This is a genomic window from Nocardioides sp. zg-1230, from assembly GCF_013155335.1.
In the GTDB taxonomy this organism is placed as follows: domain Bacteria; phylum Actinomycetota; class Actinomycetes; order Propionibacteriales; family Nocardioidaceae; genus Nocardioides.
Genome location: NZ_JABJQZ010000001.1, coordinates 1,604,105 through 1,630,022, shown reverse-complemented (window position 1 = coordinate 1,630,022; position 25,918 = coordinate 1,604,105). Strand labels below are relative to the sequence as shown.

Annotated in this window: 28 protein-coding genes and 3 tRNA genes; 11 read left to right on the top strand and 20 right to left on the bottom strand. The window is 71.1% G+C overall.

What is annotated here, in order from left to right; translation table 11 throughout:
• Window positions 1–79: 79 nt before the first annotated feature.
• The gene (locus HOO61_RS07950; protein WP_172258036.1) at window positions 80–865 is read right to left on the bottom strand and encodes an IclR family transcriptional regulator; all 786 of its coding nucleotides are present in this window, start codon (window positions 863–865) and stop codon (window positions 80–82) included.
• A 104-nt stretch (window positions 866–969) separates the two neighbouring features.
• Between HOO61_RS07950 and purU the strand changes: the two genes are divergently transcribed.
• Both purU and HOO61_RS07940 read left to right on the top strand, forming a co-directional pair.
• On the top strand, window positions 970–1,836 hold the full coding sequence (gene purU, locus HOO61_RS07945) for a formyltetrahydrofolate deformylase (RefSeq protein WP_172258035.1): 867 nt from the start codon (window positions 970–972) through the stop codon (window positions 1,834–1,836).
• A 65-nt stretch (window positions 1,837–1,901) separates the two neighbouring features.
• Entirely contained in the window at window positions 1,902–3,581 is a 1,680-nt protein-coding gene (locus HOO61_RS07940; RefSeq protein WP_172258034.1) for a formate--tetrahydrofolate ligase, read from the top strand.
• Window positions 3,582–3,597: 16 nt separating this feature from the next.
• Here the strand turns inward: HOO61_RS07940 and HOO61_RS07935 are convergent, their stop codons facing one another.
• Window positions 3,598–5,037 (bottom strand): trimethylamine methyltransferase family protein, encoded by a 1,440-nt coding sequence (locus HOO61_RS07935; protein ID WP_172258033.1) that lies wholly within the window; start codon window positions 5,035–5,037, stop codon window positions 3,598–3,600.
• Between the two features lie 104 nt (window positions 5,038–5,141).
• Here HOO61_RS07935 and HOO61_RS07930 point away from each other — a divergent pair, with 104 nt between their 5' ends.
• From HOO61_RS07930 to HOO61_RS07910, 5 genes are read left to right on the top strand one after another with little or no spacing between them, the layout of a single operon-like run.
• Window positions 5,142–5,948, top strand: coding sequence for an IclR family transcriptional regulator (locus HOO61_RS07930; RefSeq protein WP_172258032.1), 807 nt, complete (start codon window positions 5,142–5,144; stop codon window positions 5,946–5,948).
• Window positions 5,945–6,610, top strand: a complete 666-nt coding sequence (locus tag HOO61_RS07925; RefSeq protein ID WP_172258031.1) for a corrinoid protein — start codon at window positions 5,945–5,947, stop codon at window positions 6,608–6,610. The genes HOO61_RS07930 and HOO61_RS07925 overlap by 4 nt, the downstream gene beginning before the upstream one ends.
• Window positions 6,610–7,494: a dihydropteroate synthase gene (locus tag HOO61_RS07920; protein ID WP_172258030.1), complete on the top strand. Its 885-nt coding sequence runs from the start codon at window positions 6,610–6,612 to the stop codon at window positions 7,492–7,494. The genes HOO61_RS07925 and HOO61_RS07920 overlap by 1 nt, the downstream gene beginning before the upstream one ends.
• A gap of 10 nt (window positions 7,495–7,504) precedes the next feature.
• A complete protein-coding gene (locus tag HOO61_RS07915) occupies window positions 7,505–9,490 on the top strand; it encodes an ASKHA domain-containing protein (protein WP_172258029.1) in 1,986 nt (661 codons plus the stop codon).
• Complete coding sequence (locus tag HOO61_RS07910; protein ID WP_172258028.1) at window positions 9,426–10,073, top strand: DUF1638 domain-containing protein; 648 nt, start codon at window positions 9,426–9,428, stop codon at window positions 10,071–10,073. Before HOO61_RS07915 ends, HOO61_RS07910 begins: the two co-directional genes overlap by 65 nt.
• On the opposite strand, the gene HOO61_RS07905 is transcribed toward HOO61_RS07910, so the two are convergent.
• From HOO61_RS07905 to rplJ, 3 genes are all read right to left on the bottom strand, one after another.
• Entirely contained in the window at window positions 10,063–10,908 is an 846-nt protein-coding gene (locus HOO61_RS07905; protein ID WP_172258027.1) for a methylenetetrahydrofolate reductase, read from the bottom strand. The two genes, HOO61_RS07910 and HOO61_RS07905, sit on opposite strands and share 11 nt — an antisense overlap.
• 145 nt (window positions 10,909–11,053) lie before the next feature.
• The gene (rplL, locus tag HOO61_RS07900; RefSeq protein WP_172258026.1) at window positions 11,054–11,446 is read right to left on the bottom strand and encodes a 50S ribosomal protein L7/L12; all 393 of its coding nucleotides are present in this window, start codon (window positions 11,444–11,446) and stop codon (window positions 11,054–11,056) included.
• Window positions 11,447–11,536: 90 nt separating this feature from the next.
• Window positions 11,537–12,202, bottom strand: coding sequence for a 50S ribosomal protein L10 (rplJ, locus tag HOO61_RS07895; protein ID WP_172258025.1), 666 nt, complete (start codon window positions 12,200–12,202; stop codon window positions 11,537–11,539).
• Window positions 12,203–12,487: 285 nt separating this feature from the next.
• Here rplJ and HOO61_RS07890 point away from each other — a divergent pair, with 285 nt between their 5' ends.
• Window positions 12,488–13,477, top strand: a complete 990-nt coding sequence (locus tag HOO61_RS07890) for a DnaB-like helicase C-terminal domain-containing protein (protein ID WP_172258024.1) — start codon at window positions 12,488–12,490, stop codon at window positions 13,475–13,477.
• A 97-nt stretch (window positions 13,478–13,574) separates the two neighbouring features.
• Here HOO61_RS07890 and HOO61_RS07885 read toward each other — a convergent pair whose 3' ends face one another.
• From HOO61_RS07885 to HOO61_RS07860, 6 genes are all read right to left on the bottom strand, one after another.
• Window positions 13,575–14,432, bottom strand: coding sequence for a hypothetical protein (locus HOO61_RS07885; RefSeq protein ID WP_172258023.1), 858 nt, complete (start codon window positions 14,430–14,432; stop codon window positions 13,575–13,577).
• 155 nt (window positions 14,433–14,587) lie between these two features.
• The gene (gene rplA, locus HOO61_RS07880; RefSeq protein ID WP_172258022.1) at window positions 14,588–15,310 is read right to left on the bottom strand and encodes a 50S ribosomal protein L1; all 723 of its coding nucleotides are present in this window, start codon (window positions 15,308–15,310) and stop codon (window positions 14,588–14,590) included.
• A 62-nt stretch (window positions 15,311–15,372) separates the two neighbouring features.
• Window positions 15,373–15,801: a 50S ribosomal protein L11 gene (gene rplK, locus HOO61_RS07875; RefSeq protein WP_172258021.1), complete on the bottom strand. Its 429-nt coding sequence runs from the start codon at window positions 15,799–15,801 to the stop codon at window positions 15,373–15,375.
• 103 nt (window positions 15,802–15,904) lie between these two features.
• Complete coding sequence (gene nusG, locus HOO61_RS07870) at window positions 15,905–16,723, bottom strand: transcription termination/antitermination protein NusG (RefSeq protein ID WP_367650068.1); 819 nt, start codon at window positions 16,721–16,723, stop codon at window positions 15,905–15,907.
• Between the two features lie 50 nt (window positions 16,724–16,773).
• Window positions 16,774–17,028 carry a preprotein translocase subunit SecE gene (gene secE, locus HOO61_RS24060; protein ID WP_172258020.1) on the bottom strand — a complete coding sequence of 85 codons (255 nt, stop codon included), beginning with the start codon at window positions 17,026–17,028 and terminating at the stop codon, window positions 16,774–16,776.
• Window positions 17,029–17,067: 39 nt separating this feature from the next.
• Window positions 17,068–17,140: transfer RNA gene (locus HOO61_RS07860), tRNA-Trp, on the bottom strand.
• A gap of 149 nt (window positions 17,141–17,289) precedes the next feature.
• Between HOO61_RS07860 and HOO61_RS07855 the strand changes: the two genes are divergently transcribed.
• Entirely contained in the window at window positions 17,290–18,339 is a 1,050-nt protein-coding gene (locus HOO61_RS07855; protein ID WP_172258019.1) for an adenosine deaminase, read from the top strand.
• Window positions 18,340–18,342: 3 nt separating this feature from the next.
• On the opposite strand, the gene HOO61_RS07850 is transcribed toward HOO61_RS07855, so the two are convergent.
• The 7 genes from HOO61_RS07850 to HOO61_RS07820 form a co-directional block, all read right to left on the bottom strand.
• Window positions 18,343–19,401, bottom strand: a complete 1,059-nt coding sequence (locus HOO61_RS07850) for a UDP-N-acetylmuramate dehydrogenase (RefSeq protein WP_172258018.1) — start codon at window positions 19,399–19,401, stop codon at window positions 18,343–18,345.
• On the bottom strand, window positions 19,394–19,810 hold the full coding sequence (locus HOO61_RS07845; RefSeq protein WP_253941986.1) for a MaoC/PaaZ C-terminal domain-containing protein: 417 nt from the start codon (window positions 19,808–19,810) through the stop codon (window positions 19,394–19,396). Before HOO61_RS07845 ends, HOO61_RS07850 begins: the two co-directional genes overlap by 8 nt.
• Window positions 19,807–20,223: a MaoC family dehydratase N-terminal domain-containing protein gene (locus HOO61_RS07840; RefSeq protein WP_172258017.1), complete on the bottom strand. Its 417-nt coding sequence runs from the start codon at window positions 20,221–20,223 to the stop codon at window positions 19,807–19,809. Before HOO61_RS07840 ends, HOO61_RS07845 begins: the two co-directional genes overlap by 4 nt.
• A 169-nt stretch (window positions 20,224–20,392) precedes the next feature.
• Window positions 20,393–20,563 carry a 50S ribosomal protein L33 gene (gene rpmG, locus HOO61_RS07835; protein WP_090969093.1) on the bottom strand — a complete coding sequence of 57 codons (171 nt, stop codon included), beginning with the start codon at window positions 20,561–20,563 and terminating at the stop codon, window positions 20,393–20,395.
• 39 nt (window positions 20,564–20,602) lie between these two features.
• A tRNA-Met gene (locus tag HOO61_RS07830) sits at window positions 20,603–20,679 on the bottom strand.
• 38 nt (window positions 20,680–20,717) lie between these two features.
• Window positions 20,718–20,790, bottom strand: a tRNA-Thr gene (locus HOO61_RS07825).
• Between the two features lie 46 nt (window positions 20,791–20,836).
• Window positions 20,837–22,255, bottom strand: coding sequence for an amidase (locus tag HOO61_RS07820; RefSeq protein WP_172258016.1), 1,419 nt, complete (start codon window positions 22,253–22,255; stop codon window positions 20,837–20,839).
• An 87-nt stretch (window positions 22,256–22,342) separates the two neighbouring features.
• Between HOO61_RS07820 and HOO61_RS07815 the strand changes: the two genes are divergently transcribed.
• Window positions 22,343–23,074: a class I SAM-dependent methyltransferase gene (locus HOO61_RS07815; protein ID WP_172258015.1), complete on the top strand. Its 732-nt coding sequence runs from the start codon at window positions 22,343–22,345 to the stop codon at window positions 23,072–23,074.
• Window positions 23,075–23,085: 11 nt separating this feature from the next.
• Here the strand turns inward: HOO61_RS07815 and HOO61_RS07810 are convergent, their stop codons facing one another.
• Window positions 23,086–23,637 (bottom strand): DNA-3-methyladenine glycosylase I, encoded by a 552-nt coding sequence (locus HOO61_RS07810; RefSeq protein WP_367650067.1) that lies wholly within the window; start codon window positions 23,635–23,637, stop codon window positions 23,086–23,088.
• Between the two features lie 32 nt (window positions 23,638–23,669).
• Window positions 23,670–24,623 carry a pirin family protein gene (locus HOO61_RS07805; RefSeq protein ID WP_172258014.1) on the bottom strand — a complete coding sequence of 318 codons (954 nt, stop codon included), beginning with the start codon at window positions 24,621–24,623 and terminating at the stop codon, window positions 23,670–23,672.
• A gap of 134 nt (window positions 24,624–24,757) precedes the next feature.
• On the opposite strand from HOO61_RS07805, the gene nemA reads away from it, so the two are divergent.
• Entirely contained in the window at window positions 24,758–25,852 is a 1,095-nt protein-coding gene (nemA, locus tag HOO61_RS07800) for an N-ethylmaleimide reductase (protein ID WP_172258013.1), read from the top strand.
• The last annotated feature ends 66 nt before the right edge of the window (window positions 25,853–25,918 follow it).

Below are 25,918 nucleotides of genomic sequence, written 5' to 3'. Positions count from 1 at the left end.
GCTCCGAGCGCAACCAGCCACCTTCGCAGGATCCTGCGACGGCCCGTGGTCGTCAAGGGCTCAGCAGCTCACGTGCCGACTATCGATGACCCCAGCCGAGCCGGTGCGACACCTCGCCGGCCGCCTTCTCCAGCAGCGCGATGACCTCGTCCGTCCGATCCGGGCCGAGGCGGAACGACGGACCGGACACGCTCATCGAGGCGACGACGTCGCCGTGCGCGTTGCGGATGGGGGCGGCGACCGCCGTGAGACCGACCTCGAGCTCGTCCACCGCCACCGCGTAGCCCTGCTCGCGCACCCGCGCGACCTCCTCGCGCAGCTCCCGTCGACCGGTGATGGTGCGCGGCGTGTAGGTCGGCAGCGTGCCGAGGACGGCCTCGAGACCGGCGTCGTCGAGGCCGCCGAGGAGCACCTTGCCGTTGCTCGTCGCGTGGAGGGGGATGTGCTGGCCGACCCAGTTGTGGGACTGGAGGGCCGAGGATCCTGCGACCTGGTCGAGGTAGAGCGCGGAGCTCTCGGCGAGGACCGCGATGTTGACGGTCTCCCCCGTGTCCGCGGCGAGCTGGCGTGCGATGGGCCGCGCCTCCTGCACGAGATCGAGACGTGCCGTGGTGGCGCCGGCGAGCCGCAGGATGCCCACGCCGAGGCGGTAGCGGCCCCGGTCGGCGGTCTGCTCCACGAGCCGGTGGGCCTCGAGGGTGGCGACCAGGCGGAACGCGGTGCTCTTGTGGACGCCGAGCTCGGCGGCGATCTCGGTGACGCCGGACTCGCCCGTGCGGGCCAGCACCTCGAGGATCCCGAGCGCCCGGTCGACCGACTGCACGCCGGCGCCCGTCACGGCAGGGCTCGGGACCGTGTCCACCATGGGGCGACACTAGCGCAGGAGCTGTTGCGTATCGCAGACTGCGTTTCGTCAAGCGCAACACCGCTGGTCCCTTGCCCCGGACCTCTCCCGCGTCAGGAGCCACCATGTCGCACGGCCCCACCGGAGCCGACTTCGTCCTCACCCTCTCGTGCCCCGACCGCCCCGGCATCGTCCACGCGGTCTCGGGCTTCCTCGTCGAGTGCGGTGCCAACATCGTGGAGAGCCAGCAGTTCGGCGACCGGCTCAGCGACCGCTTCTTCATGCGCATCGCCTTCGTCACCGAGGCCGCCGCCGACGCCGCCGACCTCCGCGAGGGCTTCGGTCGCGTCGCCGAGGCGTACGCCATGCAGTTCGAGCTCTGGTCGGCCTCGGCGCCCTACCGCACGTTGATCATGGTCTCCAAGCACCTGCACTGCCTCAACGACCTCCTCTTCCGCGCCAGCACCGGGGCGCTGCAGGTCGAGATCCCCGCGATCGTGTCGAACCACCCCGACGCTGGCGAGCTGGCGCGCTCGTACGGCATCGAGTTCCACCACGTCCCGGTGACGCCCGGGACCAAGGCGGAGGCGGAGGAACGCCTGCTGCAGCTCGTCGCCGACACCGGCACGCACCTCGTCGTCCTCGCCCGCTACATGCAGGTGCTGTCCGACGACCTCTGCCGGCGGCTGTCGGGGCGGGCGATCAACATCCACCACTCGTTCCTGCCGAGCTTCAAGGGAGCCCGGCCCTACCACCAGGCCTTCGACCGTGGCGTGAAGCTGGTGGGCGCGACCGCGCACTACGTGACGGGCGACCTCGACGAGGGACCGATCATCGAGCAGGACGTCATCCGCGTGGACCACGGCTACGACCAGGACCAGCTCGTCTCGGCAGGACGCGACGTGGAGGCGCAGGTGCTCTCCCGGGCCGTGCGCTGGCACAGCGAGTCGCGCGTCCTGCTCAACGGCGAACGCACCGTCGTCTTCCGCTGAGACGGCGCCACAGAAACCCACCGACCACCGAACACCACCTCGACCACCTCGACCAGGAGCCCGTCATGCAGTCCGACATCGAGATCGCCAACGCCGCCGTCCTGCGACCGATCCGCGAGATCGCCGAGGAGACGCTCGGGATCGCCGAGGAGCACCTCGTCCCCTACGGCCACCACAAGGCGAAGGTCGACGTCGGCTACCTCACGTCACTGGCCGACCGGCCGCTCGGCCGGCTCGTGCTGGTCACCGCCCTGTCCCCCACACCGCCCGGCGAGGGCAAGACCACCACGACCGTCGGCCTGACCGACGCGCTCCACGGCCTGGGCCACCGGACGGTGGCATGCCTGCGCGAGCCGTCGATGGGACCGGTCTTCGGCATGAAGGGTGGCGCGGCCGGCGGCGGTTGGAGCCAGGTCGTGCCGATGACCGACATCAACCTGCACTTCACCGGCGACTTCGCCGCCATCGCCGCCGCCAACAACCTGCTCTCGGCACTCATCGACAACCACGTCCACCACGGCAACGAGCTCGACATCGACGTGCGCAGCGTGAGCTGGAAGCGCGTCGTGGACACCAACGACCGGGCGCTGCGCGAGGTCGTCGTCGCGCTGGGCGGGCACGTCAACGGCTTCCCCCGCGAGGACGGCTTCGACATCGTCGTCGCCTCGGAGCTGATGGCGATCTTCTGCCTCACCGAGTCGTGGGCCGACCTCAAACGACGCATCGGGGACATCGTCATCGGCTACACCCGGTCGATGGCGCCGGTCACCGCCCGCGACCTCGGCGCCGAGGGAGCCATGGCCGCACTGCTGCGCGACGCCCTCGCCCCCAACCTCGTCCAGACCCTCGAGGGCGCACCTGCCTTCGTCCACGGCGGCCCGTTCGCCAACATCGCCCACGGCTGCAGCTCGGTGATGGCCACCCGCGCGGGCCTGCGGCTGGCCGACATCGTCGTCACCGAGGCCGGCTTCGGCGCGGACCTGGGCGCCGAGAAGTTCGTCGACATCAAGTGCCGGAAGTCCGGCCTGCGTCCGGACGTGGCGGTCGTGGTCGCGACCGTGCGTGCCCTGAAGTACCACGGCGGGGTGGCGTTGGCCGACCTCGGGCGGGAGGACGTCGCGGCCGTGGAGGCCGGCATGACAAACCTGCGCCGTCACCTCGCCAACATCCGCGACGTCTACGGCATCCCCGCCGTCGTCGCGGTCAACCGCTTCCCCTCCGACACCGACCGGGAGGTGGAGCGGGTGGTCGCGCTGGTGGCCGACGAGGGCGTGCGGGCCTTCCCCGCCACCCACTTCGCCGACGGTGGCAACGGCGCGAAGGCACTTGCGGAGGGCGTCCTGGCGTCGCTGGCCGAGCCGTCGCCGTACGAGTTCTCCTTCACCTACGACGACGACCTCTCGCTGACCGAGAAGGTCGAGGCCATCGCCACGCGCCTCTACGGCGCAGGACTGGTGACCTGGGACGCCAAGGCACGCCGACGCCTGCAGCGCATCGAGCGCGACGGCTACTCCCGGCTGCCGGTCTGCGTCGCCAAGACCCAGTACTCGTTCTCGACCGACCCGGCCTCGCTGGGCGCGCCGTCGGGGCACGAGCTGCACGTGCGGGAGGTACGCCTATCGGCCGGCGCCGGGTTCGTGGTCGTCGTGTGCGGCGACATGATGACCATGCCCGGACTGCCGCGCGACCCCTCGGCAGCGCGCATCGACCTCGCCGACGACGGCACCATCCTCGGGCTCAGCTGACCCGTGCCGGCACCTGTCAGTCGCCGAGCTCGGCGCGCCGGCGGATGACGTAGTCCTCGAGCTCCTCGCGGACGGCGTCGTCGAGCGGCGGCTGCTCGTACTCCTCGAGCGTCTTCTGGTACGCCACGGTCGCGCGGTCGTTGGCGTCGTGGCCGCCGTTGCGCATCCACCGCTCGTAGTTCTCAGAGGACGACAGCAGCGGGCGGTAGAAGCACGTGCGGAAGCGCTCCATCGTGTGCATCGCGCCGAGGAAGTGACCTCCGTGGCCGACCTCCTCGTGCGCGCCGAACGCCATCGAGTCCTCGTCGATCTCCAGGGGCGTGAACTCGTGGCGGAGCATCTGGAGCAGCTCGACGTCGACGATGAACTTCTCGTAGCCGGCGACCAGGCCGCCCTCGAGCCAGCCCGCGGAGTGCATCACCCAGTTGGCGCCGGCCAGGAAGGTCGGCATCAAGGTCATCAGCGCCTCGTAGCCGGCCTGCGCGTCCGCCACCTGTGACGAGGTCAGGCCGCCGCCGGTGCGGAACGGCAGCCCGAAGTGGCGGGCGATCTGCCCGGTGCACAGCAGGCCGAGGCCCGACTCCGGCGTGCCGAAGGTCGGCGAGCCGGACTGCATGTCGATGTTGGAGAGGAACGAACCGAAGATCACCGGCGTCCCGGGCCGGACCAGCTGTGACAGCGCGATCCCCGACAGGGCCTCGACGATCTGCTGCACCAGGGCGGCGGGGATCGTCACCGGCGACATCGCGCCCATCAGGATGAAGGGCGTCAGCACCACCGGCTGGCCGGCCGCCGAGTACTCGAGCTGCGCCTCCAGCATGCGGTCGTCCCAGCGCAGCGGCGAGTTGCAGTTGATCAGCGAGATGGTCGCCGGGGTCTCCTCGATCGCCTCGCGCGAGCCGAACAGGATCGAGGTCATCGCAATGGTGTCCGCGGCGTTGACCCCGGAGACGACGTTGCCCATGTAGACCTTGTCCGTCAGCGTCTGCAGCGCGTAGGTCATGTCGAGGTGACGGCTGTCAAGCGGGGTGTCGTTGGGCTCGCAGATCACGCCCCCGGCGGAGTCGAGCACGGAGAAGGACTGCGCCAGCTTGGTGAAGCTGCGGAAGTCCTCCATCGTCGCGTCGCGGCGTACGTCGCCCTGCCGCACGAACGGCGGCCCGTAGACGGCGCCGAAGGCCATCGAGTCGCCGCCGATGTGGATGTCGTTGGCGTGGTTCCGCGCCTGCACGTCGAACTCGCGCGGCGCCTTGGCGACCTGCTCGAGCACGAAGTCGGGGTCGAGGAAGACCGTGTTGCCCTCCACCCGCTGGCCTGCCCGGCGGAAGAGCTCGAGGGCGCGCTCGTCCATGAACTCCACGCCGATCTCGGTCATCAACCGGCGCCACCCGCGATCGAGGGTCGCCATGGCCTCCTCGGACAGCACCTCGTAGCGCGGCATCGTGTTGTGGAACACGGATCCTCCCTTGACCTCGACCCACCCGGCTCATAGCCTCATGATGTGGAACACGGTTCCACATCATGGAACCTCTGGGAACCCCTCCAGCGAAGGAGCCGATCGTGAGCGACGCCGCCACCGGCACGCGGGCGCTTGACCGCGCCGCCGACCTGGTCGCCACCGTCGTGCACGCCGACGAGCCGATGTCCTTCGCCGACCTCCAGGACGCGAGCGGGCTCGCCAAGTCGACGACCTCGCGGCTGCTCACGGCCCTCGAGCGCTCCGGGCTCCTCGAGCGCGACCCGGCCGGGTCCTACGTCGCCGGCCGGCTGTTCTGGCTCTACGCCGCGCGCCACGACCCGTGGGAGGAGCTGGTCCGGCTGGCCCGCCCGGTCATGGACCGCCTCGGCGCCGACACCGGCGAGACCGTGCACCTGAGCGTCACCCGCGGCGACCGCGTGGTGCAGGTGGCACAGGTCGCCTCGACCTTCCTCCTCGGCACCCGCGACTGGACCGAGATCGAGGTCCCGGCCCACTGCTCGGCACTCGGCAAGGTCCTCCTCGCATGGGGCGCCCTCGAGCTCCCTCCCGGCGACCTCGAGCGGCCGACGCCCCGGACGCTGCCGGACCGCGACGCCGTACGCCGCGACGGCGAGCTGTGCCGTGAGCGGGGCTGGGCGCTGACCGAGGACGAGCTGGAGATCGGCCTGACCGGTGTCGCCGTCCCGGTCTTCGGCATCCGCGGCGAGGTGATCGCCTCCCTGGGTATCTCCGGTCCCACCCCCCGGCTGGCCCAGCGGACCGACGAGCTCGGCCGCCGCCTGCTGGACCAGTCCGCGGCGCTGTCGTCACTGCTGCGCGGTCCCGCCCGTCCGACATCCGCACACCGCACCGCGCGCACCGAGGAGAACGAGGAGGTGGTCGCATGACCCCCGAGGAGATCCTGCAGGCCCTCTACGACGAGACGCTGGTGGGCAACGCCCCACGCGTGCTCGACCTGACCAACCAGGGGCTCGACCTCTCGATGGAGCCGCAGACCCTGCTCTTCGACGCGTTGATCCCGTCGCTCGAGGAGGTCGGCGCCCGCTTCGAGCGGGGCGACTTCTTCGTGCCGGAGATGCTCATCGCCGGGCGCGCGATGGCAGGTGCCATGGAGCGGTTGCGACCGCTGCTCGCCGAGACGGGCGTGGCCACCATCGGCAAGTTCCTGATGGGCACCGTCAAGGGCGACGTGCACGACATCGGCAAGAACCTCGTGAACATCATGCTCGAGGGCGCCGGATTCGAGGTGATCGACCTCGGCGTGCAGGTGGCGCCGGAGAAGTTCGTGTCCGCGATCGACGAGCACCAGCCCGACATCGTCGGCTTCTCGGCGTTCCTGACCACGACGATGCCCATGTTCAAGGCCAACATGAACGCCCTCGAGAAGGCCGGCATGCGCAACGACGTGATCGTCATGGTCGGCGGCGCACCCGTCACCCAGGAGTACGCCGACGCCGTCGGGGCCGACGGCTACGCGGCCGACGCCTCGCAGACGGTGAAGCGCGCCAAGAGCCTGCTCGAGGCGAAGCGTACGAAGGTCCCTGCCTGATGAGCCCGGCCGAGCCACTGCGCACGGTCCTGCGCTCCGCCTCGCGCGAGGTCGTCATCGGGCACGACACCCGGTTCACGGTCATCGGCGAGCGGATCAACCCCACCGGTCGCCGCATCTTCCAGCAGCAGCTGCGCGACGGCGACTTCTCCGCGATCGAGCGCGACGTCAAGGCCCAGGTCGAGGGCGGCGCCGACGTCCTCGACGTCAACATGGGCGTGCCCCTCACAGACGAGCCCGACCTGCTCGCCAAGGCCATCACCATGGTCCAGGACCTCACCGACCTGCCCGTGTGCATCGACTCCTCGGTGGTCGAGGCCCTCGAGGCCGGCCTGGCCGCCTACCAGGGCCGGGCGCTGGTCAACTCCGTGACCGCGGAGGACGACCGACTCGAGCTGATCCTCCCGCTCGTGAAGAAGCACGACGCCGCGATCATCGCCCTGCCCAACGACCACGACGAGATCCCGATGGAGGCCGACAAGCGGCTCGAGCTGACCGCCAAGATCGTCCGGGTCGCCACCGAGGAGTACGGCATCGCCCAGGCCGACATCGTGATCGACCCGCTGGCCATGCCCATCGGCGCCGACACCACGACCAGCCTGGTGACCTTCGAGGTGATGCGCCGCATCCGCGACGACTTCGGGGTCAACATGACCTGCGGGGCCTCCAACGTGTCCTTCGGGATGCCCGGTCGCCACACCCTCAACGCCACCTGGCTGCCGATGGCGATGACGTCAGGACTCACCAGCGCGATCATGGACGCCCGGACGCCCCAGGTGGTGGAGGCGGTGAAGGCCGCCGACGTGTTCCTGGGCCACGACGACTGGGGCATGGCCTGGATCTCCGCCCACCGGGCGAAGCAGGCAGCCGCCGAGGGCGCGTGACGGCACCACGATGAGCCGACCGCCCGACGGGCCGGACTTCTCGCTCGCCGACGTCGCCCGCGAGGGCCTGATCGAGAGGCCGGGAGCCGAGCCGGTGCCGCACGACGGCACCGGTCGCGTCGACCTGTCCTTCACCGTCCGGACCACGGCCGAGGACGGCGCGGAGGTCGCGCCGACCGTGCGCGGCGTACGCGTCCCTCCCGGCGTGACCGTCTTCGACGCTGCTTCGTGGAACGGCATCGCGATCGACTCGACCTGCGGGGGCCACGGCACCTGCCACAAGTGCCGTATCCAGGTCACGTCCGACGTCGAGGTCCCCCTCACCCGCCACGACGTCCGGACGTTCACTCCCGAGCAGCTCTCCGCCGGCTGGCGCCTCGGCTGCCTGCTGCACGCCACCCGCGACCTGACCGTCGAGGTCCCGCCGCTGACCACGCGGCCCAAGGCCGCGACGGTGGGCATCGGGCGCCAGGTCATCCTGCGCCCCGCCCTGCAGAAGCGCTACGTCGAGCTCGACGAGGCCACGCTCGCCGACCAGCGCACCGACCTCGCCCGCCTCACCGACGCCATCGACGACCTCGAGCTGACCGCCGACCTCCACGTCCTGCGGCGGCTCTCCACGGTGCTGCGCGAGGCCGACTTCAAGGTGACCGCTGTTGTGCTCGACGAGGCGCTCGTCGACGTCGAGCCCGGTGACACCACGGCGATCCGCTACGCGATCGCCTTCGACCTCGGCACCACGACGGTCGTCGGCACCCTGCTCGACGTCGGCACCGGGACCCCGCTGGCCGTCGCCTCCAGCCTCAACTCCCAGCAGCCGTTCGGCGGCGACGTCATCACCCGGATCAGCGCCACGATGATGGACCCCGAGGCCCTCGGCCGCCTCCAGCAGGCCGCCGGTGCCACCCTCGCCGACCTGGCGCGGCGCGTGTGCAGCGAGGCAGGGATCGAGCCCACCGACGTCTACGAGGTGGCGGTCGCCGGCAACGCGACGATGACCGCCCTCGTGCTGGGCATCGACCCCGAGCCCCTGGGCGTCGCCCCGTTCGTCATGTCCGCGGCCAGGCCGCCCGAGGTGCTGGCCTCGGAGATCGGGCTGGACCTCCACCCCCGCGCCCGCGCGTTCTTCTTCCCCGCGCTCGGTGCCTACGTCGGCGGCGACATCGTCGCCGGCATGCTCGCCACCGGCATGGACCGCGACAAGCGCACCCGCCTGTTCATCGACGTCGGCACCAACTGCGAGATCGTGCTGAGCAACGGCGAGACGCTCCTCTCCACCGCTGCCCCCGCCGGCCCGGCCTTCGAGGGCGGTGCCATCCGCTGCGGCATGCGGGCCGCCGACGGGGCGATCGAGGTGATCAAGGTCGACCCGCACGCCGACGACCCTGCCGAGGCCGTGCGGCTCGGCGTGATCGGCGACGTCGAGCCGAGGGGGCTGTGCGGCTCCGGACTGGTGGACGCCGTCGCCGAGCTGGTCAGGGTGGGGCTGCTCGACAGCACCGGACGCCTGGTGCCCGACGGGGAGGCGAAGGAGGTCGCCCCGGCCCTGGCCGACCGCCTGGCCCTCGTCGGCGAGGAACGGGTCTTCCTGCTGCACCGGCCCACCCCCGACGCCGAGCCCGCCGAGTGCGTCTACCTCTCGCAGCGCGACGTCCGCGAGCTGCAGTTCGCCAAGGCCGCGATCTCCACGGGCTGGTCCCTGCTGCTCGACGAGCTCGGACTGGAGCACCGCGACGTCCAGCAGGTGCTGCTCGCCGGCTCGTTCGGGAGCTACCTCTCCCCCGCGTCGGCCGTCCGGATCGGCCTGGTTCCGAGGCTTCCCGTGCTGCGGATCGTCGCCGCCGGCAACGTCGCCGGCGAGGGGGCGAAGATGGCCCTGCTGTCCGTGCGCGAGCGCGCCGGTGCCCTGGCACTGCTGGAGGAGGTGACGTATGTCGAGCTCTCCGACCGTCCCGACTTCAACGACGCATTCGTCGACCAGCTCGGGTTCTCCTGACCGGGTCGCGCTGATCGCGTGCGGAGCCCTCGCCCAGCCCGCCGCGGCCGTCGTCGCCCGCAACGGCTGGGCCGTCGACGTACACCCGCTTCCGCCACTGCTGCACAACCACCCCGAGCAGATCGCGGGCGAGGTGCGCACGATGGCGGTGCGGCTCGCGGCGACGTACGGCCGGGTCGTCGTCGGCTACGCCGACTGCGGCACCTACGGCGCCCTCGACGAGGTGTGCCGCGACCTCGGGCTGGCCAGGCTGCCCGGCCTGCACTGCTACGACGTGTACGCCGGGGCCTCCCGCCTCGAGCGCTTCTTCGACGAGCAACCCGGCACCTACCTGCTGACCGACTTCCTGGTGCGGTCCTTCACCCGCACCGTGGTGCAGGAGATGGGCCTCGACCGCTACCCCGAGCTGCGGGAGGCCTACTTCGGCAACTACACCCGCGTCGTCTGGCTGGCCCAGGCGCCGGACGACGAGCTGCACGAGCTCGCCCGGCAGGCAGCCGCGACGATCGGCCTGCCCCTCACGGTCGTCGGTACCGGCGACCACGGGCTCGAGGAGGCCCTGGCCGGCCTGCTCAGTCCCTGAGCCGCTCGAGCATGGCGGTGCGCCACGCCTCGGTCTCGGCGACCTGGTTGAAGGTGAAGACGTGCAGGCCCTCGACACGAGCGCCGTCCTCCCCCAGCGCGGGCGCGCACTTCTCCAGGAAGGACTCGCCGGTGAACCCGCCGGGTGCGGCGAGCCGGGCGAAGAGTCCCTTGTTCTTGGCGAGGAACTTCGTCGACTCGCCGACCCCGATCCTGGTCGCCATGGTGAGCAGCTTGGTGCGCTCGACCGGGCCGGGCATCCCCAGCAGCAGCGGCATCGTGACGCCGCGGGCACGGAGCCTGCGCACCCAGTCGCGCACGCCGGCCGGGTCGAAGGTGAGGTTGCTGACGATGTGGGTGGCGTAGTGCCGCTTGTCCCACATGGACTGCACGGTCAGGTCGTCGTGGATGGTCGGGTGCGACTCGGGGTAGCCGGTGATCCCGACGTGGGCGAACGGCGATCCCATCGCCTTCAGGTCCTCGAGCAGCGCGAGGGCGTCGGGGTAGTCACCGACCGCCTCGGCGTCGCCTCCGGGCACGAACACCTGGCTGATGCCCTTGCCGCGCAGCCGCTCGACGATCTCGGCCAGCTCGGTCCGCCCCGACACCATGCGCGCTGCGAGGTGGGGCACCACGAGGTAGCCGTGCCCAGTCAGACGCTCGGCGAGGTCGAGCGTGGCCTCCAGCCCCTTCGACGGCGAGGCGGTCACCGTGACCGTGCGGTCGCGGGCCAGGTGCGTGAGGACCTTGTCCTCGGTGGCCGCGGTGGGCAGCACCTCGTAGCGTGCGTTCTCCAGCAGCCGGACCAGGGTCGCCGCCGTTCGCTTGTTGCGCATGGAGCAACTCATTTCGTGATGCGCATCCCTGGCGGCCCACTCTAGTGGTTCGCGCAGCCGCCTGAACAGGCATCGGCGCCCCCGAAATGGCACGAGGGGCGGCCACCTCACGGTGACCGCCCCTCGTGGAGCGACTAGCGGATCGTCACTTGACGGTGACGGTGGCGCCGGCGGCCTCGAGGGCCTCCTTGGCCTTGTCCGCGGCAGCCTTGTCGACGTTCTCGAGGATCGTCTTGGGGGCGGCCTCGACGAGGTCCTTGGCCTCCTTCAGACCGAGGGAGGTCAGGGCGCGCACCTCCTTGATGACGTTGATCTTCTTGTCGCCGGCGGCCTCGAGGACGACCTCGAACTCGTCCTTCTCCTCGGCGGCGGCGTCGCCACCGGCAGCGCCACCGGCGGCCGGGGCGGCGGCCACGGCAACGGGGGCAGCGGCGGTCACGCCGAAGGTGTCCTCGAACTGCTTCACGAACTCGGAGAGCTCGATCAGGGTCATCTCCTTGAAGGCGTCAAGGAGCTCGTCGGTGCTGAGCTTCGCCATGATGGCAAACCTTTCGTCAGTGGGCGGCAGCGTGGCGCGGAGCGACACGCTCGCCCGATGTGTTCTGTAGGTGGTGTACGTCGGCCCTGGTCAGGCGTCGGTGGACTCGGCGGCCGCGTCGGCCGTCTCGTCGGTCGCCTCGGGCTCGGCGGCCTCCTCCGAAGAGGCGGCCTCCTCGACCGGGGCGTCCTCGGCAGCCGGAGCAGCCGGCGTACCGGCACCACCTGCGAGGATCGTGGGGTCCTGCTCGGCCTTGGCCTGCAGCGCACCCGCGAGACGGGCGGCCTGGGCGATCGGGGCGTTGAGCAGGTAGACGGCCTGGGAGAGCGAGGCGAGCATCGCGCCCGCCAGCTTGCCCATCAGCACCTCGCGCGACTCGAGGTCAGCCAGCTTGGCGACCTCGGCAGCGTCGAGGGGCTTGCCGTCCAGCACTCCACCCTTGATGACAAGAGCGGGGTTTGCCTTGGCAAAGTCACGCAGACCCTTGGCGGCCTCGACCACGTCTCCATTGATGAAGGCGATGGCGGTGGGGCCGGTCAGCAGGTCGTCGAAGCCGTCGATGCCAACCTCGTTGGCGGCAATCTTGGCCAGCGTGTTCTTGACCACGGCGTAGTTGGCGTTCTCGCCGAGGGAGCGCCGCAGGTCCTGCAGCTGCTTCACGGTGAGCCCGCGGTACTCGGTCAGCACAGCGCCGGCGGAGTCGTTGAAGGACTCAACGATCTCTGCGACGGCGGCAGTCTTTTCTGGCCGCGCCATGGGTCTCCTTCCGGGGTTGACCACCGGCATCAGGCCCACAGACGACGAACGCCCTGAGCACAGGCTCAGGGCGTGGATGCGGGCGAACCCGCTGCTCTGAATCCTGCGCCGGCCGCCCGCTCCTGCGGACCTTCGGTCACGAGCGAGGAGCTCACGACAACCTGCGGTCTCTGGTTTCGAGTGGAACAGTACGCGTCGGGGCGCGGACCAGACAAATCGGCGAGCGGAGGCGGGAAACACCTCAATCGCCCCACGCCGGCCGCCCATCACTGGTCCAATGACCTCGTGGATCACCAGCTCATGACCGTCGGGGCCTCCCTGGCCCGCAGCGACGAACGCATGCTCACCGGTCGCAACGCCGCCGGACGCCTCTGGAAGACCGGCTTTGCGGGCCTCGACCCCCTGATCGGCGGCGGGATGCGGGCCGGCTCCCTGGTGCTGCTCGCCGGACCGCAGGGCCTCGGCAAGTCGACGTTCGCGCTCCAGGTCGCCCGCAACAACGCAGCCACCGGGCGCCCGGTCCTCTACTTCTCCTACGAGCACGACGCCGAGGACCTGACCCAGAAGCTCATCGCCATGGAGGCGGGCGAGCTCGACGACTCCGACCAGGTGCGGGTCAACAGCATCCGCTCCATCTTCGACGACCTGTGGGTCAGCTCGCTGGAGCACCGCCTGGAGTCGGTCCCTGCCGGTGTCGAGGCGCTGACCCGGGTCGCGCAGTACTCCGAGATGTTGTTCGTGCACCGCTCCACCGGCACCCGTACCGACCTCGCCGCGATCCAGAACGCCATCGATGCCGTGCGCGAGCTCTCCGGCACGACCCCGCTCGTGATCGTCGACTACCTGCAGAAGGTGAAGTCGAGCCACGCCGACGAGGAGTCGAGCACCACGGAGATCGTCGAGGGCCTCAAGGACCTCGCCATCGACATCAGCGCGCCGGTCCTCGCGATCGCCGCGGCCGAGAAGGAGGCGCTGCGCTCGGGCAAGCGGATGCGCGCGAACGACCTGCGCGGATCGAGCGCCCTGGCCTACGAGGCCGACGTCGTGCTGGTGCTCAACAACAAGTTCGACATCGTCGCGCGCCACCACCTGACGTACGACCTCAGCAACGCCGAGCGCTTCCGCGACTACGCCGTCCTGACGGTGGAGAAGAACCGGTTCGGCCGCGACGGCGCGGTGCTGCAGTTCCGCACCCGCTTCGACCAGGGTCGCTACGAGCCGGAGGGCACGGAGGTCAAGGAGCAGCTGATCGACGAGCGGGTCTTCCGGGAGTGAGGCGAAGCCGAATGCGCTGAGACGGCCGGGGGCGCTAGCACTGCTTGCAGTGCGACGCCCCTCGGCCGTGTCAGTCTGGCGACCCGCCCGCCGTGGCTCACATCCCCGGCTGCTGGGTGACCTGGCTGGACGGGGGCTCCTCGATCTCGACCTCGGTGCCGAAGTCGGAGTAGGTGCCCTCGGTGGTCGTGGTGGTCGGCTTCCCACCGCCGACGGCCGGGATCTGCATGGTCTGGGTGAACTTGCGCGGCAGGTCGTCCGCGTCGACCCACATCTCGGTCACGAGCTCGTCGGGGAGCATCTCGGCCATGGCGGGCGGGAACTCCATGGCCTTGAGGTACTGCGTCGGGTCGAGGGTGATCCGGTAGTGGTTGGCCTCGACCCCGTCGACGTCCTCGGTGCCGACGAGCTCGAGCTTCTTCGGCGCCTCCATGGCCTTGAACATGACCTCGGGATCGGTGGCCTTGCCGATCATCCCGAACAGCGAGTTGGGGTCGCTCAGGTCGATCTTGAGCCACTTGTCGCCGGTGCCGAGGTCGGGCGACTTCATGTACATCGCCTTGCCGAGCAGGATCATCTCCATCGCCTGCGCACCCGTGCTGGACGCCTGCATCTCGACGCCGTCGTCACCGAACCGGGCCTGGCCGGTCATGGTCTGGGTCTGGCCCGCGGAGCCGGAGGTGGTCTCGAAGGCGAAGGTCTCGGCCTCGCGCATCGCCTCCATCACGGCGGGGTAGAACTCGTCGGCCGAGAGCTCGGCGAGCGCCGCCTCGGCCGGATCCTCGCTCTCCTCGCTCGAGGTTTCCTCGTCGGTGCTGTCGTCGCTGCTCGTGTCGGTGGCCGAGCTGGAGGTCTCGTCGGCGCCGGAGTCGTCGCTGCACGCGGCGAGCCCGACCCCCATGGTCAGCACCAGGGCGGCGGAGCCGAGGCGGCGGGTGAGGGACGTGACGCGCATGTGTGTCTCCTGGGACGAGTGGTACGGCGATGTCGGCGGCGGGTGTGCCACTGACGTTCTACCCGATGGCCCCCCAGCCAAACGGTGTCCGGGTCCGTGGAAGCAGAACGGCCCGGCCGCCCCGAGGGGCGACCGGGCCGTCAGGCGGCGGTGGATCAGGCCTGGACGGCCTCGTCCTCCGACGCGACGTTCTTCACGCGGTTGGGGTCGACCTGGATGCCGGGGCCCATCGTCGTGGAGACGGTGATCTTCTTGATGTAGCGGCCCTTGGAGCTGGCCGGCTTGAGACGCAGCACCTCCTCGAGGGCGGCGGCGTAGTTCTCCGCGAGCTGGGCCTCGGAGAAGGACGCCTTGCCGATGATGAAGTGCAGGTTGGCGTGGCGGTCGACGCGGAACTCGATCTTGCCGCCCTTGATGTCCGTGACGGCCTTGGCGACGTCGGGGGTCACCGTGCCGGTCTTCGGGTTGGGCATGAGCGAGCGCGGGCCGAGGACGCGGCCGAGGCGACCGACCTTGCCCATCATGTCGGGCGTCGCGACGACGGCGTCGAAGTCGAGCCAGCCACCGGCCACCTTCTCGATCAGCTCGTCGCCACCGACGAACTCGGCGCCGGCCTCGCGGGCAGCCTCGGCCTTGTCGGCGTTGGCGAACACGAGGACACGGGCGGTCTTGCCGGTGCCGTGCGGGAGGTTGACGGTGCCGCGGACCATCTGGTCGGCCTTGCGCGGGTCGACACCCAGGCGCATGACGACGTCGAGGGTCTCGTCGAACTTCTTCTTGGAGCCACCCTTGGCGATCTTGATGGCGGCCAGCGGCGCGTAGAGCTCGTCCTTGTCGAACGTCTCGGCGGCCGCGCGGTAGGTCTTGCTGCGCTGCATGGTCTTCTCGTTTCTCTGGTGCGAAGGATGTGGTTAGCGAGCCAGCGCGGCTCTCCCACGTGTCAGTCGGTCGTGACGCCCATCGAGCGCGCAGTGCCCTCGACGATCTTCATGGCCGCGTCGATGTCGTTGGCGTTGAGGTCGGGCAGCTTGGTGGTGGCGATCTCGCGCACCTGGTCCTTGGTCAGCTTGCCGACCTTGTCCTTGTGCGGCACGCCGGAGCCCTTGGACAGACCGGCGGCCTTCTTGATGAGCTCGGCGGCCGGCGGGGTCTTGGTGATGAAGTCGAACGAGCGGTCCTCGTAGATGGTGATCTCGACGGGGATCACGTTGCCGCGCATGGACTCGGTCTGGGCGTTGTAGGCCTTGCAGAAGTCCATGATGTTGACGCCGTGCGGGCCGAGCGCCGTACCGACCGGCGGGGCCGGGGTGGCCGAACCGGCCTGCAGCTGCACCTTGACGAGTGCGGCGATCTTCTTCTTGGGAGGCATTGCCTTCTTCTTTCTCTCGTGTGGTCATGACGAGGGCACCTGCCCCCTGCCACGGGTTGTTGCTCGTTCATTGTCGGGCCGCGCGGCGGCCCGGACGAAATCGTCAGACCTTCTGGATCTGGCTGAAGCTGAGCTCGACCGGCGTCTCGCGGCCGAAGATCTCGACGAGGGCCTTCACGCGCTGGGACTCGGCGTTGATCTCGGTGATCGTCGCGTGGAGCGTGGCGAACGGACCGTCGACCACCATGACCGAGTCGGAGACGTCGAAGTCGGCGACCTCGACCGGCTTGCGGGGCGTGGTCGCAGCACCCTTCTCGCCCGAGGCAGCGGCCTCGGCCTCGGCGACGGCCACGACGGCCGGCGCGAGCATGTCCTCGACCTCGCTCATGCTCAGCGGCACGGGCTGGTGGCTGTGGCCGACGAAGCCGGTGACGGACGGCGTGTGACGCACGGCGGACCAGGACTCGTCGGTGAGGTCCATGCGGACCAGGACGTAGCCGGGGAGGACGGTGCGGGTGACCATCTTGCGCTGGCCGTTCTTGATCTCCGCGACCTCCTCGGTGGGGACCACGATCTCGTGGATGTAGTCCTCCATGTTGAGGGAGATGATGCGGTTCTCGAGGTTGTGCTTGACCCGCTTCTCCATGCCGGAGTAGGTGTGCACGACGAACCAGTCGCCAGGCTTGGCCCACAGCTCGCGGCGGAAGGCCTCGAGCGGGTCGTTGTCCTCGGCAACCGGGGCGGCCTCGCCGCCCTCGGCGTCGGCAGAGTCCTCGTCAGACACCTCGGCGGCGTCGTCGCCGGCCTCGTCGGTCACGTCCTCGGTGTCCTCGACGACGTCGGCGTCGGCGTCCTCGGGGGTCACCTCGTCGACGGACTCGACCTGGTCGTCGACCTGGTCCACGTCATGGTTGTCAGACACGTCTCACTCCGTAGTTCGTAGCTGGGGGCGGGGAACCGTCTCCCCCGTCGTCACTGGGCGCTGCTGCCCGCGAAGATCTCGAAGACCAGCTTTCCGAAAGCCAGGTCGAGGACCGTCACGAGCGCCATCACCACGACGACGAAGACCAGCACGACGAAGAAGTAGGTGATCAGCTGCTGCTGGGTGGGCCACACCACCTTGCGGAGCTCGGCCACCACCTGGCGCAGGAACGTGGCGGGGCTGGTGCGCCCACGGTCGTCGCCGCGCGAGTCGCGCCGGTCCTGAACCGCGTTGCCGTCAGCCACGTCATCCACCTTCTCGTTGTTGCTGTGCAGTGTTCCTCGCAGGGCACGAGGGACTTGAACCCCCAACCTTCGGTTTTGGAGACCGATGCTCTGCCAGTTGAGCTAGTGCCCTCCGGCGGTCTCGTCCCCATCGCTGGGGGCATGCCGAAGCATGTGGCGAAACCACCAATCCGGAAGCATACGGGGCGGGCCCAGTCCCAGTCGAACCGAGGCACCCCACCGGTCGGCGGGACGCCCACGGCGTCCCCCTACGATGCGTGCATGGCAGGTGCGGGGGCGAGGCCGTCGGAGGGTGCTGGGCCGCGCCGCGAGGTGTCCCGGCTGCCGAAGGCGCACCTCCACCTCCACTTCACCGGGTCGATGCGCCACGAGACGCTGCTCGAGCTGGCCGAGCGCGACGGCATCGCCCTGCCCGACTCACTCGTCGAGGACTGGCCGCCGCAGCTGAGCGCGGCCGACGAGAAGGGCTGGTTCCGCTTCCAGCGCCTCTACGACGTGGCGCGCTCGGTGCTGCGCACGCCCGACGACGTACGCCGCCTGGTGCTCGAGGCCGCCGAGGACGACGTGCGCGACGGGAGCCGCTGGCTGGAGATCCAGGTCGACCCCAGCGGCTATGCCGCCCGTTTCGGCGGCATCACCGCCTTCACCGACCTCGTCCTGGACTGCGTGCGTGACGCCTCGGAGCGCACGGGGCTCGGGATGGCGGTGGTGGTCGCGGCCAACCGCACGCGCCACCCGCTCGACGCCCGCACGCTGGCGCGCCTCGCCGGCCAGTACGCCGGTCGGGGCGTGGTCGGGTTCGGGCTGTCCAACGACGAGCGCCGCGGGCGCACGGAGGACTTCGAGGGAGCGTTCCGGATCGCCGACCGCGCCGGCCTGCTGCTCGTGCCGCACGGCGGCGAGCTGCGCGGGCCGGACCACGTGCGGCAGTGCCTCGACCGTCTCGGCGCCCACCGCCTCGGGCACGGCGTACGCAGCGCCGAGGACCCCGAGCTCCTCGACCGGCTCGTCCAGGACGGTGTCGCGCTCGAGGTCTGCCCGGTCTCGAACGTCTCGCTCGGCGTCTACAGCGACCTCACCTCGGTGCCGCTGCCGCAGCTGCTGGCTGCGGGCGCGACGGTCGCGCTCGGTGCCGACGACCCGCTGCTCTTCGGCTCCCGGCTCGCCGGCCAGTACGCCACGATGCGCGCCGCGCACGACCTCGACGACGCCACCCTCGCCCGCCTGGCGGAGATGTCGTTCGAGGCGTCGCAGGCTCCGTCGGACGTCCTGGCCGCGGCGAAGCAGGACATCGCCGCCTGGCTGGCCTGACGCTCAGAGGGAGCAGCCGACCGTCACGGGCTCGTTGACCAGCGTCACGCCGAAGCGCTCGCGCACGCCGTCACGCACCTCGCGGGCGAGGGTGAGCAACTCCTCGGTGGTGGCGCCGCCGCGGTTGGTGAGGGCGAGCGTGTGCTTGGTGGACAGGCGCACCCGCTCCCCCGCCGCCGCGCTGGCGTAGCCCTTGCCGAAGCCGGCGTGCTCGATGAGCCACGCGGCGCTGGACTTCACCGTGCCGTCGGGCTGCTCCCAGCGGGGAGCGCCGTCGGGCAGCGCGGCGGCCTGCTCGGGGGTGAGGAACGGGTTGGTGAAGAACGAGCCGGCGCTCCAGGTGTCGTGGTCGCCGGCGTCGAGCACCATCCCCTTGCCGCCCCGCAGGGCGAGCACCGCGTCGCGCACCGCGGCGAGCGGGGCCCGCTGCCCGGGCTCGATGCCGAGGCGGCGCGCCAGCTCGGCGTACTGCACCGGCTCGGACAGGTCGCCCTGCCGCAGCTGGAAGGTCACCTCGAGCACGACGTAGCGGCCGGGCTCGGCCTTGAAGCGACTGTGGCGGTAGCCGAAGCCGCAGTCGGCGGCGGCGAAGGTGCGTTGGGTGCGGTCGACGCGGTCCCAGGTGCGGACGCGGGCAATGGTCTGCGAGACGTCCTGGCCGTAGGCGCCGACGTTCTGGATCGGCGTCGAGCCGACGGCGCCGGGGATCCCCGACAACGCCTCGATGCCCGCCCACCCCTGGGCGACGGCGTGGGCCACCAGCTCGTCCCAGTCCTCGCCGGCGGCCACCGTGAGCACCACGCCCCCGCACTGGGCGAGGGCGTCCACGTCGCAGGTGTCGGTGTCGGCGTCCACACCAGTCGTCGCGACCTGGACGACCAGGCCGTCGAAGCCCTGGTCGGCGACGACGAGGTTGGAGCCGCCCGCCAGCAGCAGGACGGGCGTGCCGGCGGCGTCGGCGTCGGCCACCGCCGCGACCAGCTCGGCCTCGGTGGTGGCGCGCACCCACGCGCGGCCGGGACCACCCAGGCGCAGGGTGGTGTGGTCGCGCAGGTCAGGCACGGACGGCGGCCTCGCGGACGACGGCCTTCGGCATGCCGAGGACCTTCTGGCCCCCGCAGGTCACCTCGAGCGCGAGCGTGACGAGACCGTCGGCCACCGACTTCACGGTGCCGCCGACGACCACCTCCGCGCCACCCTCGGCGGGTACGACGACGGGGCTGGTGAACTTCGCCCCGAGGTCGACGACCTCGGCGCCGCCGGTCCACTCCGCGACCGCACGGCCGACCAGGGCGAGCGTGTACATGCCGTGGGCGATCACGCCGGGCAGGCCGACGCTGCGGGCGACGTCCTCGTCCTGGTGGATCGGGTTGTGGTCGCCGCTCGCCTCGGCGTAGGCCACGAGGTCGGCGCGGGTGACCGTGAAGGTCCTCGGCTCGAGGGCATCACCGGCGTTCATCGACGTGGTCATGAGGCGTCTCCGGAGGAGTGGACGAGGGTGGCCTTGCCGGTGCAGACGACCGCGCCGGTGGCGTCGGTGATCTCGCTGGCGGTGGCGATGATGTCGGCGCCGCCGATCTGGCGCAGCCCGGTCACGGTCAGGGTCGCGGTGAGCTCGTCGCCCACCGCGAGCGGGCGGGTGTAGGCGAAGCGCTGCTCGCCGTGGACGATGCGGTGGAGGTCGATGCGCTCGGCGTCGAGGAAGGCCTGCATGGCGTCGAAGGCGAGCACGATCGGGAACGTCGGCGGGACGACGTCACCGGGCTCGCCGGGCCCAGTGGGGTGGCCGACGGCGGCGGCGAATGCGCCGACCCGTTCGGAGGTCACGGTCAACGGTGCCGGCGCGGGGAACTCGCGCCCCACCAGGGAGGGGTCGACGGGCATGTCACGACCCTAGCCGGGTACGACGCAGTCGCACACGGCGTGGGTCGGGAGGTCGAACAAGCCCGCGGCTGAGCCGGCGAAGCCGCGACGGCGCGTCGAAAGCCGCGCCCGAAGACGCAAACGACCCGTCCGATGACTCGGACGGGTCGGTGCGACGGGGAAGAACGCGTCAGCGGGTCTCGCGGTGGGCCGTGTGGTTGCGGCAGCGCGGGCAGAACTTCTTCAGCTCGATCCGGTCGGGATCGTTGCGGCGGTTCTTCTTGGTGATGTAGTTGCGCTCCTTGCACTCCGTGCACGCGAGCGTGATCTTGGGGCGAACGTCAGAGCTCTTGCTGGCCATTGGGAGATCCTTGGGTTTGCGGGTGAGGCGGAGACTTGGTGGTAGCGGGGGCGGGACTCGAACCCGCGACACCACGATTATGAGCCGTGTGCTCTAACCACCTGAGCTACCCCGCCGCGGAGGACGGACGACCCCGGAGGGAGGTCCGACCCAGAGCCCCTTTACGGAATCGAACCGTAGACCTTCTCCTTACCATGGAGACGCTCTGCCGACTGAGCTAAAGGGGCAACGACGGAGAACGATACACACGCCCCGCCACGATGAGAAATCGGCTCAGGCGGCGCCCGGACCGGCCTGGATCCGGGGCCATCCGACGGCCTCCTCGAGCTCGTAGGACAACCCCAGCAGGCGGGCCTCGCGGCCGGCTCCGGCGCCCAGCATCATCCCCTGCGGGAGCCCGGCGGCGGTGGTGGCGAGGGGCAGCGAGATCGCCGGCTCGCCGGTCGCGTTCTGCAGCGGCGTGAACGCCACCCAGTCCATCAGCCGGCCCATGATCTCGTGGTAGTCCTGGTCGGGTCGCAGGTGCCCGACGCGTGGCGTCTCGGTCGCGAGCGTCGGGGTGAGCGTGACGTCGTACGACGCCCGGTGCTGGGCGGCGAGGCGCTGCGAGCCGCGCAGCACCGCGATCGAGAACGGCTGCTTGTGCAGGTTGCGCGCGGCGTGCCGGGCCAGGCCGAGGGTGAGGTTGTCCAGCTTCGCCGGGTCGAAGGTCGGGCCGTAGTCCTTCTTCCCCCGTCGGGCGACGACCAGCGCCAGCATCGACCAGAACCGGACGAAGTGCTCCGGGAAGCTGGCCGGAACCGGGTTGTCGACCTCCTCGACGTGGTGGCCGAGCCGTTCGAGCAGCGCGGCGGTGCGCAGGGTGAGCTCGCGCACCTCCGGGCTGCAGGAGCGGCCGATGCCCTCGGTGACGACCGCGACGCGGAGCCGGGCCTTGCTCGGCCGGGTCACGTCGCCCACCGGAGCGAGGTACGGGTTGCGCCACACCTTCTCGGCCTCGCGGTAGAACGCGGCGGTGTCGCGGACGCTGCGGGTCAGGACGCCGTCGGAGACGATCCGCACCGGCATCTCGCGCATCATCCGGTCCTGGGCGAGGCGACCGCGGGTGGGCTTGAGGCCCACGAGCCCGTTGACCGCCGCCGGGATCCGGATCGAGCCGCCGCCGTCGTTGGCGTGGGCGATGGGCACGGCACCGGCCGCGACGAGGGCGGCGGAGCCGGCGGACGAGGCTCCGGCGTAGTGGTCGGGGCTCCACGGCGAGCGGACCGGGCCCAGGCGCACGTGGTCGGCCGCGCCGGAGAACCCGAACTCCGAGAGCTGGGTCTTGCCGAGCGGGATCAGCCCGGTGGCGAGGTACATCCGGGCGAAGTCCCCGTCGGCGGCCTGCGGCTGCCCGACGAACGCGTCGGACCCGTGCTGGGTCGGCATGCCGGCCACGTCGACGTTGTCCTTGACGAACGTCGGCACGCCTGCGAACCAACCGCCGCGCGGGTTCCTGGCCTCAGCGCGGGCGCGGTCGTAGGCGGCGTACGCCACGGCCCCGAGCGCGGCGTCGACCTGCTCGGTGCGCGCGATCGCGGCCTCGACGACCTCCGGCACCGACACCAGTCCGGAGCGCAGGGCCTCGACGAGGCCGGTGGCATCGAGGTCGGTCAGGGCGTCACCGGCGGAGAAGGCGTGCACGCGCGTCATAGCGGGGCAGCCTACGGACTGCCCGGGTCCGGCGGGAGGGGTGAAATCGGTGGTGGTCCGTGGTCCTCGTGGGGCAGCGTGGTCGCCATGAGCAGCAGCGACCACTGGGACGCCGAGACCGCGACGACGTACGACGAGAGCTCGGCGTTCATGTTCGAGCCCGAGGTCCTCGACCCGGCGGTCGACCTCCTGGCCGGGCTCGCCGGGGACGGCGCCGCCCTCGAGCTGGCCATCGGCACCGGCCGCGTGGCCATCCCGCTGGCCGACCGCGGCGTCCCGGTCTCCGGCATCGAGCTGTCGCAGCCGATGGCCGACCAGCTCCACCGCAAGCGGGCCGACCTCCCAGTGGTCGTCGGCGACATGGCCACGGCCCGCGTCGAGGGCGAGTTCAGCCTCGTCTACGTCGTCTGGAACAGCATCGGCAACGTGCGCACCCAGGCCGAGCAGGTCGCGACCTTCCGCAACGCCGCCCGCCACCTGGCGCCGGGCGGTCGCTTCGTGGTCGAGCTCTGGGTGCCCGGCATCCGTCGCTTCCCACCCGGCCAGGCCGCGGTGCCGTTCCACGTCGGGCGGCGTCACGTCGGGTTCGACACCTACGACATGACCACCCAGCAGGGCACGTCCCACCACTACCGCCGGCACGACGACGGCACGGTCACCTACGGCGAGAGCAACTTCCGCTACATCTGGCCGAACGAGTGCGACCTCATGGCGCAGCTGGGCGGGATGGGGCTGGAGCGCCGTGTCGCCGACTGGCACGGGGCACCCTTCACCAACGACAGCGAGAGCCACGTCTCGGTGTGGTGCAAGCCCGCCTGACCCGGACCGCCTCAGCCGGCGCACCCGCGCCGGTGGCACCCCTCGAGGTGGTCGTCCACCAGACCGACCGCCTCCATGAGGGCGTACATCGTCGTAGGGCCGACGAACGCGAACCCCGCCTTCTTGAGCGCCTTCGACAGCGCCACCGACTCCACCGATGTGGTGGGCACGTCCACGGTGGTGCGCGGCGGCGGACCGGGCTCGGGACGGAAGGACCAGATGAAGGCCTCCAGCCCGCCCTGCTCGCGCAGTGCGACCGTGGCACGCGCGTTGGTGATCGCCGCGTCGACCTTGCGGCGGTTGCGGACGATGCCCGCGTCGGCCATCAGCCGCTCCACGTCGCGCTCGTCGTACGCCGCGACCACGTCGGCCTCGAACCCGCCGAAGGCGGCGCGGAAGTTCTCCCGCTTGTCGAGGATCGTGCGCCACGAGAGACCGGACTGGAAGGCCTCGAGGGTGAGCCGCTCGAGGTGGGCGGCCTCGCCGTCGACGCGCAGGCCCCACTCGGTGTCGTGGTAGGCGAGGTTGACCGGGTCGCCCGCACCCCAGGGGCAGCGGGCCACCCCGTCGTCGCCGACGACGGGACCGGCGCCGCTCAGTGCCGTTCCTTGAGCCGGACGTTGGGCAGGACCGGCGCGGGAATGGGCGGCAGGCCGAGGTCCACCGTGCCGAAGCGGCCCTCGGACACCTCGCGGCCATCGGCCACGACGCCGCGCTCGTCGAAGCCGTCGCCCGCCGCGATCTGGTCCTGCCACTCCCGGCGGTAGCCGGCGATCTCGTCGTGGCTGCGGCCGATGAAGTTCCACCACATCACGATGGCCTCGCCGAACGGTGGCCCGCCGAGGACGAGGAGCCGGGCCTCCTCCTGCGCGGTGACGGTGAGGGTGGACCGTCCGTGCGGGAGGTGGGCGAGGTCGCTGGGTGCCAGCTCCTGGCCGTCGACGTCGATCGTGCCCACGTCGAGCAGGACGCCGTGCTCGAAGGTGGGGTCGACCTCCACCTCGAGGCTCTTGCCCGGGGCGAGCATGACCTCGGCGCCGAGGAGCGGGGTGTGGACCTCGACGGGTGAGCTCGCGCCGAGCACCGAGCCGATGAAGACCCGCGCCTCCCAGCCGGGCCCGCGGACGGGGTCGGGCGCGAAGTGCTCGAAGCGGGGCTCGACGTGGCGGCTGTCGTCGGGCAGCGCGATCCACAGCTGGGCGCCGTGGAGGGTGGTGGTGCCGGGCGTGGAGACCTCGGTGTGGCTGATGCCGCGCCCAGCGGTCATCAGGTTGACCTCGCCGGGGCGCACGGTGGCCAGGCTGCCGACGGAGTCGCGGTGCTCGATCTCGCCGTCGAAGAGCCAGCTGACGGTCTGCAGGCCGGTGTGCGGGTGGGCGGGGAGCACCATGCCGCCGGTCTCGTCCACGGCGTCGGGCCCGTAGTGGTCGACGAAGCACCAGGCGCCGATCAGGGAGCGGTGCCGTTGCGGGAGCGTGCGTCGTACGCGCATGGCCCGGGGACCACCCAGCGGGACCTCACGCGGAGCCATCACCTCGACATCCGTCATTGATCGCCACGGTACCCGCAGGGGTGAATGTGCGCAGGAGGGCCGCCGGACTCGGCCGGCCGACGGGCGTGAGCCGGGTCACGCTCGACCGCTGCGTCGGAACAAGCGACGGGTGGTGCCTGTTGGCGGGTGTCGTGCCCTCCCTCTTCGAGCCCCTGTCCCTCGGTGCCGTCCGCGCCGACAACCGCGTGCTGATGGCTCCCCTGACCCGGATGCGCGCCTCGGTGCCGGGCGACGTGCCCAACGACCTGATGCGCGAGTACTACGTGCAGCGCGCCGGCGCCGGCCTGCTCATCTCCGAGGGCACCCAGATCAGCCCCGAGGGCAAGGGCTACATGGACACCCCCGGCATCCACAGCGACGATCAGGTCGCGGGCTGGCGCCGGATCACCGACGCCGTGCACGAGGCGGGCGGGCTCATCGCGGCTCAGCTGTGGCACGTCGGCCGGGTCTCGCACGAGTCGTTCCACGGCGGCGAGCGGCCCGTCTCGGCCAGCGACGGGCCCTACCGCAACCGCACCACCGTGCGGGGCGAGGACGGGCGACCGACCCGCGTCAGCTGCCCCGTGCCGCGCCCGCTCGCCCTAGACGAGATCCCGCGGGTGATCGAGGACTACCGGCGCGCAACCGTGAACGCCCGCGAGGCCGGCTTCGACCTCGTCGAGATCCACGGCGCGCACGGCTACCTGCTCCACCAGTTCCTCGCCGCCGACAGCAACCTGCGCACGGATGCGTACGGCGGGTCGCTGGCCAACCGGGCACGGCTGATGCTCGAGGTCACCGACGCCGTCGTCGACGCGTGGTCCGCGGACCGCGTCGCCGTCCGGATCTCCCCGATCGGGTCGTTCAACGGGACCGAGGACCCCGAGGGCGCCGAGGCGGGGCTGTACGTCGCCGGTGAGCTCGGCCGCCGCGACCTCGCCTTCCTGCACCTGTCGGAGCCCGACTGGGCCGGCGGGCCGGCGCTGGACGACGACTACCGCCGCGCCCTGCGGGCGGCCCACCCCGGTCCGATCGTCGGCGCCGGCAGCTACGACCTCGCCAAGGCGGAGCGGCTGCTGGAGGCCGGCTTCGTCGACGCGGCGGCCTTCGGCCGGTCGTTCATCGCCAACCCCGACCTGCCGCGCCGACTCGCCGAGGGGCTGCCGCTCAACCCGCCGCGGCCCGAGACGTTCTACGGCGGCGACGCCGAGGGCTACACCGACTACCCGGCGTACGGCGCGGCCTGAGGCGATCGCCGCCCTTCCCCACGCGTTATCCGTTCGTGCCGGCAGGGCACCGGCACCTAGGGTTCG

Coding starts and splice junctions, on each gene's coding strand:
- HOO61_RS07940 (WP_172258034.1), top strand. CDS start 1,902: ATGCAGTCCGACATCGAGATCGCCAACGCCGCCGTCCTGCGACCGATC.
- rplL (WP_172258026.1), bottom strand. CDS start 11,446: ATGGCGAAGCTCAGCACCGACGAGCTCCTTGACGCCTTCAAGGAGATG.
- rplJ (WP_172258025.1), bottom strand. CDS start 12,202: ATGGCGCGGCCAGAAAAGACTGCCGCCGTCGCAGAGATCGTTGAGTCC.
- rplK (WP_172258021.1), bottom strand. CDS start 15,801: ATGCCTCCCAAGAAGAAGATCGCCGCACTCGTCAAGGTGCAGCTGCAG.
- rplA (WP_172258022.1), bottom strand. CDS start 15,310: ATGCAGCGCAGCAAGACCTACCGCGCGGCCGCCGAGACGTTCGACAAG.
- HOO61_RS07805 (WP_172258014.1), bottom strand. CDS start 24,623: ATGACGGATGTCGAGGTGATGGCTCCGCGTGAGGTCCCGCTGGGTGGT.
- HOO61_RS07815 (WP_172258015.1), top strand. CDS start 22,343: ATGAGCAGCAGCGACCACTGGGACGCCGAGACCGCGACGACGTACGAC.
- HOO61_RS07840 (WP_172258017.1), bottom strand. CDS start 20,223: ATGCCCGTCGACCCCTCCCTGGTGGGGCGCGAGTTCCCCGCGCCGGCA.
- rpmG (WP_090969093.1), bottom strand. CDS start 20,563: ATGGCCAGCAAGAGCTCTGACGTTCGCCCCAAGATCACGCTCGCGTGC.
- HOO61_RS07910 (WP_172258028.1), top strand. CDS start 9,426: ATGTCGAGCTCTCCGACCGTCCCGACTTCAACGACGCATTCGTCGACC.
- HOO61_RS07905 (WP_172258027.1), bottom strand. CDS start 10,908: ATGCGCAACAAGCGAACGGCGGCGACCCTGGTCCGGCTGCTGGAGAAC.
- purU (WP_172258035.1), top strand. CDS start 970: ATGTCGCACGGCCCCACCGGAGCCGACTTCGTCCTCACCCTCTCGTGC.
- HOO61_RS07920 (WP_172258030.1), top strand. CDS start 6,610: ATGAGCCCGGCCGAGCCACTGCGCACGGTCCTGCGCTCCGCCTCGCGC.
- HOO61_RS07845 (WP_253941986.1), bottom strand. CDS start 19,810: ATGACCACGTCGATGAACGCCGGTGATGCCCTCGAGCCGAGGACCTTC.
- HOO61_RS07820 (WP_172258016.1), bottom strand. CDS start 22,255: ATGACGCGCGTGCACGCCTTCTCCGCCGGTGACGCCCTGACCGACCTC.
- HOO61_RS07915 (WP_172258029.1), top strand. CDS start 7,505: ATGAGCCGACCGCCCGACGGGCCGGACTTCTCGCTCGCCGACGTCGCC.
- HOO61_RS07950 (WP_172258036.1), bottom strand. CDS start 865: ATGGTGGACACGGTCCCGAGCCCTGCCGTGACGGGCGCCGGCGTGCAG.
- HOO61_RS07855 (WP_172258019.1), top strand. CDS start 17,290: ATGGCAGGTGCGGGGGCGAGGCCGTCGGAGGGTGCTGGGCCGCGCCGC.
- HOO61_RS07885 (WP_172258023.1), bottom strand. CDS start 14,432: ATGCGCGTCACGTCCCTCACCCGCCGCCTCGGCTCCGCCGCCCTGGTG.
- HOO61_RS07925 (WP_172258031.1), top strand. CDS start 5,945: ATGACCCCCGAGGAGATCCTGCAGGCCCTCTACGACGAGACGCTGGTG.